This window comes from Protofrankia sp. CiP1_Cm_nod2 (assembly GCF_920664355.1).
In the GTDB taxonomy this organism is placed as follows: domain Bacteria; phylum Actinomycetota; class Actinomycetes; order Frankiales; family Frankiaceae; genus Protofrankia.
This window is the reverse complement of the sequence record NZ_CAKKTL010000177.1, coordinates 1-10,790: the sequence shown is the minus strand read 5'-3', so window position 1 is coordinate 10,790 and position 10,790 is coordinate 1. Positions and strand designations below refer to the sequence as shown.

Here is a 10,790-nt window from a genome sequence, read left to right as displayed (position 1 = left end):
CCGCCGAGGCGGTCCGCGCGGCGATGGTGTCGGCCGCCCAGGTGGTCGACGGTCTGCGCGGCCAGGCCGCCCGGGTGCTGGCCGCCGAGTCGGCGGCGCGCGCGGTCGTCGACCCGGACCGCCGCGCGGAGATCACCAGCATGATCATGGGCCTGGTGAGCGCGATGACGACCGCCGCGAACGCTCTCGACGAGATGCTGGCCGCGGCCAGTGACCTGCTCGCCTCGACACCGTCGGCGCTGTCGCCGGCGGGGCCGGGGATGCCGGGGATGGGGCGCGGCGGCGAGCTCGAGCGAGGGACCGCAGCCCTGCGCGGCTTCGCCGACGGCCTGCGCGAACTCATGCGGGATGGTTCAGGCCCGTAGCCGCAGGCTTCAGGCCCGTAGCCGCAGGCCGCGGGGCGTGGGGTGGAAGCCGGCGCGTTCCAGGGCCTGCCCGAGTTCGCTGGCGCGCAGCTCGCTGGTGAGCACGGCCTGGCCGTCGGCCTTCTCCACGGACAGCTGCCCCAGCCAGCCGTCCCGCACGGCGAGCGCGAGGGCGTCGACCGCCGGCTGTACCCGTCCGGGGCCGTCGGTCCAGGTCAGCAGCGTCCGGCCGCCGCGTTCGACGTACAGCGCCAGTTCGCCGTCGACGAGCACGACGAGCGCGCCCGGCGTGCGTCCCGGCCGGTGTCCCGAAGAGCTGGCCGGCCAGGGCAGGGCGGCGCCGTAGGGGTTCGCCGGGTCGGTCGCGGCGAGCACGGTCGCGCCGGACGTCGCCGGCGTCGCCCGCAGCCGGTCGACCGCGCCGGGGACGGCGAACTGGGCCGCGCCGAGGGATTCCACGAAGTAGCCACGTCTGCACTGCCCGTTGTCCTCGAAGGCGGACAGGACGCGGTACACCCCGGCGAAACCGCCCGGGAGCCCCTCGGCCGTGACCGCGCCGCGGGTGACGATCCCGTACCGGTCGAGCAGCGTCCCGGCCTGCGCGTGGGCGCGCAGGGTCAGGTCGGGATCCCGCTCGGGCAGCAGCGACCAGCGGCCGGCCACCGTCGGCGGGCCGGTCCGTGACGGCATGCGCGGGCGGGGGACAGCCGGGCGGGAATAGCGGACCGGGCGTAACCGTGGGCTGCGCCGGGCGGTCGGATGGCTGCCGCGGCGGGCGGCCAGCGAGGCCCGCAGCGGGGCGAGGCTGTCGTTGGTGACCAGGCCCGCCCACACCAGATCCCACAGCGCGGCCGCGAGCGCGGCGTCGTCGAGGCTGGTGACCCGGTCGGAGAGGGTCCGGAAGAACAGAGCGGCCCCCGCGTCGAGGGCCTCGAGCACGGCGGCGTGCAGCGGGGTGCCCGCCGCGTCCGGGGCGGGTGGTGGCAGCAGCAGGGGGGCGCTGTCGGCGAGGACCAGGGCCAGCCAGCCGTCGTTGCCGGGCAGCCCGCCCGCGCCGGCCCACAGCACCTCACCGGACACGCACAGCTCGTCGAGCATCCCCGGCTGGTAGTCCGCCACCCGGGCGGGCAGGATGAGCTGCTCCCAGGCGCTGGCCGGCATCAGCGCGCCCTGCAGCTGCTCGATGGCCCGCAGCACCGCGTCGACGCCGTGGCTGCCGCCGTGCGCGCCGTCCCGGCCGTGTGAAATCCCCTGCCAGGCGGGCAGGAAGCGGCCGAGGGCCGCCGTCGGGGCGGGTTCGACGTCGCGGCGGGAGGCGGCGAGGCTGCGTCGGCGCAGTATCCGTAACACCGTGTTGTCACACCACTGCTCTCCGGTGTCTCCCGGGCGCAGCTCGCCGCGGACGAGCCGGCCGGTGGCGAGCATCCGCTCCAGACCGGCGGTCACCACCGCCACCCCCAGCCCGAACCGGTCGGCGGCCGCCTCGGCGTCGAACGGGCCGTGTGTGCGCGCGTAGCGGGCGAGCAGATCGCCGAGCGGGTCGCGGACCGTTTCGGTGAAGGCCGTCGGCACCCCGGCCGGCACCGGGATGCCGACGGCGTCGCGCAGCCGGCCGGCGTCCTCGACGGCCACCCAGCGTTCCTCGCCGGCGATGCGTACCCGCAGCGCGCGGTGGGTGTCGGCGAGCTCGGCGAGGTGGGCCGGGGCCGCGCCGCGGGCCAGCGCCTCCGGCGTGCTGAGGTCGCCGACCACGCGCAGCAGGTCGGCGACGTCCTCGACGTCACGTGCCCGCCGGCCGGGTGCCAGGCGCTGCAGCTCGGCCTCCACCTGGGCGAGCACGGCCGCGTCGATCAGCTCCCGCAGGTCGGCCTGGCCGAGCAGCTGGGTGAGCAGGGAGCTGTCCAGCGCGAGCAGCTGGGCCCGGCGTTCGGCCAGCGGGGTGTCCCCGTCGTACATGAACGCCGCGACGTAGCCGAACAGCATCGAGCGGGCGAACGGCGAGGGTGCCGCGGTCTCCACCTCGACGACACGCAGCGTGCGGGCCGCGACCTGACGCATCAGCCCGGTCAGGGCGGGGACGTCGAAGACGTCCTGCAGACACTCCCGCATGGTCTCCAGCACCACGGGGAAGTCGTCGAAGCGGGCTGCCACCTCCAACAGGTGGGCGCTGCGCTGCCGTTGCTGCCACAGCGGCGTCCGGCGGCCGGGGGTGCGCCGCGGCAGCAGCAGCGACCGGCCCGCGCACTCCCGGAACCGGCCCGCGAACAGCGCGCTGGTACCGACCTCGGCCCGCACGAGCGCGTCGATCTCGTCGGGGTCGAACACGGCCACGTCGGCGGTGGGGGCGAGGCCGGCGTCCGGGATCCGCGCGACGACACCGTCGTCGCAGTGCATGATCTGCACCTCGACGCCGTAGCGGTCGCGCAGCCGGGCGGCGATGGCCAGCGCCCACGGCGCAGTCACCGGGGCGCCGACGGGCGAGTGGACCGCCAGCCGCCAGTCGCCGAGCTCGTCCCGGAAGCGTTCGACGACGATCGTCCGGTCGTCCGGCAGATGCCCGGTGGCCGCCCGCTGGTCGGCGAGGTAGGCGAGCAGGTTGTCGGTGGCCCACCCGTCGAACCCGGCCGCCCGCAGGCGCTCGCGCGCCGGCCCGGTGTCGAGGCGGGCCAGCTCGCGGGTGAAGGCGCCGATCTCGCGGCCGAGTTCGGCGGGACGCCCGAGCGTGTCGCCGTGCCAGAACGGCAGCTTGCCCGGCCGGCCCGGCGCCGGGGCCACCAGCACCCGGTCGGGGGTGATCTCCTCGATCCGCCAGCTCGACGACCCGAGCAGAACGACGTCGCCGGCCCGGGACTCGTAGACCATCTCCTCGTCCAGCTCGCCGACCCGGCTGGCCTTCTCACCCACCAGGAAGACCCCGAACAGGCCGCGGTCGGGGATGCTGCCGCCGCTGGTGACCGCCAGCCGCCCGCTGCCGGGCCGGCCGGTGAGGGTGCCGGTGGCCCGGTCCCAGACCAGGCGGGGACGCAGCTCGGCGAAGTCGTCGCTGGGGTAGCGGCCCGCGAGCATGTCCAGGACCGCATCCAGGGCGGACGGCGGCAGCGTCGCGAACGAGGCCGCCCGGCGTACCAGCGCGGCGACGTCGTCGACCTGCCAGGGGTCCATCGCGGCCATCGCCACGATCTGCTGGGCGAGCACGTCCAGCGGGTTGCGCGGATAGCGCAGCTGCTCGATCCCGCCGTCGCGCATCCGTTCGGCGACGACGGCGCACGACAGCAGGTCACCGCGGTGCTTGGGTATGATCACTCCGCGGCTGGCGGCCCCGACCTGGTGCCCGGCCCGTCCCACCCGCTGCATGCCGGCGGCCACGCTCGGTGGTGACTCGACCTGGACGACGAGGTCGACGGCGCCCATGTCGATGCCGAGCTCCAGGCTGGAGGTGGCCACGACCGCGGGCAGCCGGCCGGCCTTGAGATCGTCCTCGATGAGCGCCCGCTGCTGCCGGCTGACGCTGCCGTGATGCGCCCGGGCCACCTCCGCTGTGGCGAGGGTGTTCAGCTGGGCGCACAGCCGTTCGGCCAGCCGGCGGGAGTTGGCGAACACGATGGTCGAGCGGTGCGCGAGGACGAGGTCGAGGATCCGCTCCTCCACGGCCGGCCAGATCGACGCCGCCGGCCGCGTGTCGGTGCTGGGGCCGGTGAGCTGGGTCATGTCCGGCACCGGCACGACCACGTCGATCCGCAGGGTCTTGTCCGTGGACGGGCGGACCACCGTGACCGCGCGGGCGCCCCCGAGGAAGCGCGCGGCCTCCTCGGCCGGGCGCACCGTCGCCGACAGGCCCACCCGCTGGGCGGGGGTGTCCAGCAGCGCGTCGAGGCGTTCCAGGCTCAGGGCGAGATGGGCGCCGCGCTTGGTACCGGCCACGGCGTGCACCTCGTCCACGATGACCGTCTCGACCCCGCGCAGCGCCTCGCGCGCCTGGCTGGTCAGGATCAGGAACAGCGACTCGGGCGTGGTGATGAGCACGTCCGGGGGCAGCCGCCCGAACGCCCGCCGCTCGGCGGCGGAGGTGTCACCGGAGCGGATGCCCACCCGCACGTCGGGCTCGGGCCGGCCCAGGCGCGCCGCGGTGGCCCGGATCCCGGCCAGCGGGGCCCGCAGGTTGCGTTCGACGTCCACGGCCAGCGCCTTGAGCGGGCTGACGTAGAGCACCCGGCAGCGCCGGGAGGCGTCGGCCGGAGGGCCGGTGCGGGCGATGCGGTCCAGCGACCACAGGAAGGCGGCGAGCGTCTTGCCCGAGCCGGTCGGGGCGACGACCAGCACGTCGTCCCCGCGGCTGATCGCCTCCCACGCGCCGGCCTGCGCGGGGGTGGGCGCGGGGAACACGCCGGTGAACCAGGCCCGGGTGGGGGCCGAGAACAGCGTGAGAGGGGACGGCGCGGGCATGCCTTCGAGTCTGCCTGTCACGAGTCCGTCTGTCGGGAAGGGCAGACTTGCACCCGTGCGGCTGACCGAGTTCTGGGCGCGAATGAACAAGCAGTTCGGCTCCGGGTACGCGGAGTCGGTTGCCCGCGACCATGTTGTCGCCGGGCTCGGCGGGGCCACGGTCGAGGCGGCCCTCGCCCGCGGTGACGACGCCAAGGACGTCTGGCGGGCGGTGTGCGAGGAGTTCGGGGTGCCCGCGCGCGAACGCTGAGGCTCCATCCCGGGAGCCTCAGCGTGTCGACGGCGTGTCGATGATGCCATCGAACGCATGTTCGCCTACTGTGGATGTCGAGTAGCGAGGTGCCCCGGTGGGGTGAGAAAGGCTGTTGATCGTGGCTGCTTCGACCGTCCAGTTGTCCACAGGCGCGGCCCGGCGCTCGAAATTGTCGGACCCGCCCCCTACCGTCGCCATCGTGGCCAAGAATCGACGACCTCAGCCTGGAGTGACCCCGATGGCAGGACTCGACCGCGAGAAGGCGTTGGAGAACGCCCTCGCACAGATCGACAAGCAGTTCGGCAAGGGCTCGGTGATGCGGCTCGGTGACGACACCCGCCCACCGGTCCAGGTCATCCCGACCGGTTCCATCGCCCTGGACGTGGCACTCGGCATCGGTGGGCTGCCGCGTGGCCGCGTCGTGGAGATCTACGGTCCGGAGTCGTCCGGGAAGACGACCGTCGCGCTGCACGCGGTCGCCAACGCCCAGGCCGCCGGCGGGATCGCGGCCTTCATCGACGCCGAGCACGCGCTCGACCCCGACTACGCGGCCAAGCTCGGGGTCAACACCGACGCGCTGCTGGTCTCCCAGCCCGACACCGGTGAGCAGGCGTTGGAGATCGCGGACATGCTCATCCGGTCCGGCGCGATCGACATCATCGTCATCGACTCGGTGGCGGCCCTCGTGCCCCGGGCCGAGATCGAGGGTGAGATGGGTGACAGCCACGTCGGTCTGCAGGCCAGGCTGATGTCCCAGGCGCTGCGCAAGCTCACCGGTGCGCTGTCGCATTCGGGGACCACCGCCATCTTCATCAACCAGCTCCGCGAGAAGGTCGGCGTCATGTTCGGTTCGCCCGAGACGACCACGGGCGGCAAGGCGCTGAAGTTCTACGCGTCCGTGCGGCTGGACGTCCGCCGCATCGAGACCCTGAAGGATGGGGCGGATGCCGTGGGTAACCGTACTCGGGTGAAGGTCGTGAAGAACAAGATGGCCCCCCCGTTCCGCACGGCGGAGTTCGACATCGTCTACGGCGGCGGCATCAGCAGGGAGGGCTCGTTGATCGATATGGGGGTCGAGCACGGCATCATCCGCAAGTCGGGAGCCTGGTACACCTACGACGGCGACCAGCTGGGCCAGGGCAAGGAGAACGCTCGTTCCTTCATGCGGGACAACCCCGACATCGCCGACGAGATCGAGAAGCGAATCAAGGAAAAGCTCGGCCTGGTGCCGACGCTCGACGTGGATCCGGCGTCCCCGCCGCCAGCCGACCTGTGAAACAGGCCGCGGACCTGTGAAAGAGGCCGCGGACCCGGTCGCCAGAGCGCGGGAGATCTGTCTGCGTCAGCTTGAGGCCCGGCCGCGAAGCCACGCGGAACTGGCTGCCACCCTGGCGCGGCGTGGGGTGGATCCCGATACCGCGCGGGCGGTGCTGGCCCGCCTGGCCGAGGTGGGTCTTGTCGACGACAGGGCGTTCGCCACCGCGTTGATCTCCTCCGCGCGGGTGAACCGCGGCCTGGGGCGTCACGGGCTCGTGCACGAGCTGCGCCGTCGGGGGGTCGACGTGGAGGTCATCGCCGCGGCGCTCGCCGACCAGGACAACCTGGACACCCACGACGAGGAGGCCGCCGCGCGGGAGCTGGTGCGACGTCGTATGCCGGCGATGGCAGGGCTGCCGGCCCAGGTGCGCACCCGGCGTCTGGCCGCGTTGCTCGGCCGTCGTGGCTACCCGTCCGATCTTGTTGTGCGAGTGGTCACCGAGGAGGTCGCGGATGGTTCGCTTGACTAGCTTTTCTTGACCGTCCATGAGTCGCAGACCTACTCTCAGCAAAGGTGAGAGGGCTCCCGCGGTGACGCGGTTCCGATAGTGCGAAACAACTTCACACGAGGGCGGCTGGCCCGGATCGCGACGTCTGCGGACGCCGCCGCATCCGCGTGGGCTCAGGCGTTTGTCGGTGGCAACACGCCTTCACGAGTTCCGGAACAGCCCGTTTCGTGAGTCCCTCGCCGTTCCGGCCCGCTGATCGCGGGTCGATCCCGGCTGAGGGAGGAGGACCGATGAGCGTTCTCCTCGTCGTGCTTGCCGTCTGCGTGCTCCTGGGTCTGGGAGTAATCACGCTGCTCCTCCTGCGCGTCCTGCGTTCGGGAGGCGCTGACGCCGAGGTGGCGACGGCCGAGCCCGGCGAAGCCGCTGAGATCATCAGGCAGGCCGCCGGCCTGCGGGAGCAGACGGAGCGGGAGGCCGCGGACCTGCTCCGCCGCGCGGAGGAGAACGCCCGGGCGCTGCGGGAGCGGGCCGATGCGGAGCTGGCGCTGCGTGGCTCCCTTGTCGAGGCGAAGGCGCGCGAGGCCGGCCGGAAGTCTGCGGAGACCTTCCGGACGCAGGCCGAGGAGGAGGTGCGGGCGCTGCGGGCGGAGCTGCACGAGCGGGACGCCCGTCTCGCCCAGCGCGAGCAGCGGCTGGAGGCCCGCGCCGCCGCCATGGATGAACAGGCCCGTCACATCGAGGCCAGGGACCACGACCTGGCAGCCCGGGAGGCCGAACTCGCCAGGCGGCGCGCGGAGGTCGTCGACCTGGAGGAGGAACGCCGCCGGACGCTGGAGGAGGCGGCCCGGCTCACCGCCGCCCAGGCGCGGGCCGAAATCGTCAAGGTCGTCGAGGCCGACGCCCGGCGGGACGCGGCCGTACTGGTCCGTGACATCGAGGCACAGGCCCGGGAGCAGGGTGAGGAACGGGCCAGGAAGATCGTTACGCTGGCCATTCAGCGGGTCGCCCTGGAGACGACCACGGAGTCGGTCGTCTCCGTCCTGCACCTGCCCAGCGACGAGATGAAGGGCCGCATCATCGGCCGTGAGGGGCGCAACATCCGGTCGTTCGAGTCGGTCACCGGCGTGAACGTCATCATCGACGACACGCCCGAGGCGGTACTGCTCAGCTGCTTCGATCCGGTACGCCGCGAAATCGCCAAGATCACGCTGGAGGCCCTGGTCGGAGACGGGCGGATTCACCCGCACCGCATCGAGGAGGAGCACGACCGGGCCAGGCGCGAGGTCGAGACGCGCTGTGTGCGCGCCGGTGAGGACGCGCTCATGCAGACCGGTATCGCGGAGATGCACCCCGAGCTGATCGCCATCCTCGGGCGGCTGCGGTACCGGACCAGCTACGGCCAGAACGTCCTGGCACACCTGATCGAGTCCGCGCACCTGGCGGGGATCATGGCCGCCGAGCTGCGGCTGCCGCCGGCGCTGGCCAAACGGGGCACCCTGCTCCACGACCTCGGCAAGGCGCTGACCCACGAGGTGGAGGGCAGCCATGCCCTCATCGGCGCCGAGATCGCCCGCCGCTACGGCGAGGACGAGGAGATCGTCCACGCCATCGAGGCGCACCACAACGAGGTCGAGCCGCGTTCGGTCGAGGCGGTGCTCACCCAGGCCGCCGACCAGATCTCCGGCGGACGGCCGGGGGCCCGCCGGGAGAGCCTGGAGTCCTACGTCAAACGGCTCGAGCGCATCGAGCAGATCGCCGGGGAACGCCCGGGGGTGGAGAAGGTCTTCGCGATGCAGGCCGGCCGCGAGGTCCGGGTGATGGTCGTCCCGGAGCAGGTGGACGACATCGCCGCGCACATACTCGCCCGTGACGTCGCCAAGCAGATCGAGGACGAGCTGACCTACCCGGGTCAGATCCGGGTCACGGTGGTCCGCGAGACCCGCGCCGTCGAGACCGCCCGATAGGGGCCGCCTGTCAGAGGTGGTGGAAAGTGTCTGTTGCGCCCGCGCCGTAGGCTGGCTGTGTGAGTCCCCGCAGTTACCAGGTCCGGACATTCGGATGTCAGATGAACGTCCATGACTCCGAGCGGATCGCCGGCATGCTGGATGCCGCCGGCTACGTGCCCGCGGCCACGGATGCCACGCCGGACGTGGTGGTGTTCAACACCTGTGCCGTCCGCGAGAACGCCGACAACCGGCTCTACGGCAATCTTGGCCAGATGTACCCGGCGAAGAAGCAGCATCCGGGCATGCAGATCGCGGTCGGCGGCTGTCTCGCGCAGAAGGACCGTGCGACGATCACCGAGCGGGCGCCCTGGGTGGATGTCGTCTTCGGCACCCACAACCTGCACCGGCTGCCCGTGCTGCTCGAGCGCGCACGGCACAACGCGGCGGCCGAGGTCGAGATCGTCGAGGCGCTGGAGGTCTTCCCCAGCGCGCTGCCCTCCCGCCGCTCGACGCACCACTCGGCGTGGGTGAGCATCAGCGTCGGCTGTGACAACACCTGCACCTTCTGCATCGTGCCGAGCCTGCGGGGCAGGGAGACCGACCGGCGTCCGGGCGACGTCCTGGCCGAGGTCGAGGCGCTGGTCGCCGACGGCGTCATCGAGATCACCCTGCTCGGCCAGAACGTGAACTCCTACGGCCGGTCGCTGGGCGATCCCGGGGCGTTCGCGAAGCTGCTGCACGCCTGCGGGACGATCGAGGGGCTGGAGCGGGTCCGGTTCACCTCACCGCATCCACGGGACTTCACCGACGACGTGATCGAGGCGATGGCGACGGCCCCGAACGTCTGCCCGCAGCTGCACATGCCGCTGCAGTCGGGGTCGGACGCGGTGCTGCGGCGGATGCGCCGCTCCTACCGCCAGGAGCGCTTCCTGGGAATCCTCGAGCGGGTCCGGGCCGCGATGCCGCACGCCGCCATCACCACCGACATCATCGTGGGCTTCCCGGGCGAGACGGAGGCCGACTTCGCCGACACCCTGCACGTGGTGCGCCAGGCGCGGTTCGCCGGGGCCTTCACCTTCCAGTACTCCCCGCGGGCGGGCACCCCGGCCGCCACCATGGACGGCCAGGTCGACCCGGCCGTCGTGCGGGACCGCTACGAACGGCTCGTGGCGGTCCAGGACGAGGTCTCCTGGGTGGGCAACCGCGCGCTCGTCGGCCAGCCGGTGGAGGTCCTCGTCGTCGAGGGGGAGGGGCGCAAGGACGCCGCCACCGGGCGGCGTTCCGGTCGCGCCCGGGACGGCCGGCTGGTCCATCTGGGCGCGCCGTCGGCCACCCTGATCCGTCCCGGTGACGTGGTGCGGACGGCGGTCACGCGGGGCGCGCCCCATCACCTCGTCGCGGACGGCCCGCTGCTCGCCCACCGGCGGACCAGGGCCGGTGACCTGTGGGAGGCCGAGCGGGAACGGCCGGCCGCCGCGGCCGCCGCGGGCGCGCCCACGCTGCTCGGCATGCCCGCGCTGCGGCGGTGACGCTGACGGCGGCGGTGCTCTGCCCGCATCCACCGTTGCTCGTCCCCGAGCTCGCCGCCGGTGAGGCCGTCGCGGTGCGTGAGCCGGCGGTCCAGGCCGTGCGCCGGCTTGTGGCCGGCGGCCCGGACGTGGTCGTCGTCGTGGGTGACGCGCCACGGACCGGGCCGTACGCCGCAGGCGAGTCCGGAAGCATGGCCGGTTACGGAGTGCCGCTGTCGGTCACGCTGGGACGCGTCCCGGATCCTCCCGCGGCGGCCTCTCCCACGCCGGAGGCGGCCCCGGCGCTGCCGCTGTCGCTGACGGTCGGGGCCTGGCTGCTCGGGCAGGCCCGGTGGGAGGGCGCGGTCACCGGCTTCGGCGTGAGCGCGACGACCAGCGCGGCGGACGCCGCCCGGATCGGCGCCGAGCTCGCCGGCTCGGCGCGGCGGGTCGCCCTGCTGGTGATGGGCGACGGCAGCGCACGGCGGACGGCCGGCGCGCCCGGCGGG

Annotated in this window: 6 protein-coding genes and 2 pseudogenes; 7 read left to right on the top strand and 1 reads right to left on the bottom strand. The window is 73.3% G+C overall.

What is annotated here, in order from left to right; all coding sequences use genetic code 11:
- Nucleotides 1-365, top strand: a pseudogene (locus NBW84_RS17805) (hypothetical protein); the annotation flags it as partial.
- A 9-nt stretch (nucleotides 366-374) separates the two neighbouring features.
- On the opposite strand, the gene NBW84_RS17800 reads toward NBW84_RS17805, so the two are convergent.
- The gene (locus tag NBW84_RS17800; protein WP_250285862.1) at nucleotides 375-4,808 is read right to left on the bottom strand and encodes an Lhr family helicase; all 4,434 of its coding nucleotides are present in this window, start codon (nucleotides 4,806-4,808) and stop codon (nucleotides 375-377) included.
- A 55-nt stretch (nucleotides 4,809-4,863) separates the two neighbouring features.
- Here NBW84_RS17800 and NBW84_RS17795 point away from each other — a divergent pair, with 55 nt between their 5' ends.
- From NBW84_RS17795 to NBW84_RS17770, 6 genes and pseudogenes are all read left to right on the top strand, one after another.
- Nucleotides 4,864-5,058, top strand: coding sequence for a DUF3046 domain-containing protein (locus tag NBW84_RS17795; protein ID WP_250285861.1), 195 nt, complete (start codon nucleotides 4,864-4,866; stop codon nucleotides 5,056-5,058).
- 241 nt (nucleotides 5,059-5,299) lie between these two features.
- A complete protein-coding gene (gene recA / locus NBW84_RS17790) occupies nucleotides 5,300-6,337 on the top strand; it encodes a recombinase RecA (protein ID WP_250285860.1) in 1,038 nt (345 codons plus the stop codon).
- Between the two features lie 16 nt (nucleotides 6,338-6,353).
- Nucleotides 6,354-6,848: a regulatory protein RecX gene (locus tag NBW84_RS17785; RefSeq protein WP_250285859.1), complete on the top strand. Its 495-nt coding sequence runs from the start codon at nucleotides 6,354-6,356 to the stop codon at nucleotides 6,846-6,848.
- Between the two features lie 269 nt (nucleotides 6,849-7,117).
- The gene (gene rny, locus NBW84_RS17780; protein ID WP_250285858.1) at nucleotides 7,118-8,791 is read left to right on the top strand and encodes a ribonuclease Y; all 1,674 of its coding nucleotides are present in this window, start codon (nucleotides 7,118-7,120) and stop codon (nucleotides 8,789-8,791) included.
- 59 nt (nucleotides 8,792-8,850) lie between these two features.
- On the top strand, nucleotides 8,851-10,302 hold the full coding sequence (miaB, locus tag NBW84_RS17775; protein WP_445548754.1) for a tRNA (N6-isopentenyl adenosine(37)-C2)-methylthiotransferase MiaB: 1,452 nt from the start codon (nucleotides 8,851-8,853) through the stop codon (nucleotides 10,300-10,302).
- Nucleotides 10,299-10,790 (top strand): annotated as a pseudogene (locus NBW84_RS17770) (hypothetical protein); the annotation flags it as partial. The gene miaB and the pseudogene NBW84_RS17770, both read left to right, overlap by 4 nt.

Coding starts and splice junctions, on each gene's coding strand:
- NBW84_RS17800 (WP_250285862.1), bottom strand. CDS start 4,808: ATGCCCGCGCCGTCCCCTCTCACGCTGTTCTCGGCCCCCACCCGGGCC.
- recA (WP_250285860.1), top strand. CDS start 5,300: ATGGCAGGACTCGACCGCGAGAAGGCGTTGGAGAACGCCCTCGCACAG.
- rny (WP_250285858.1), top strand. CDS start 7,118: ATGAGCGTTCTCCTCGTCGTGCTTGCCGTCTGCGTGCTCCTGGGTCTG.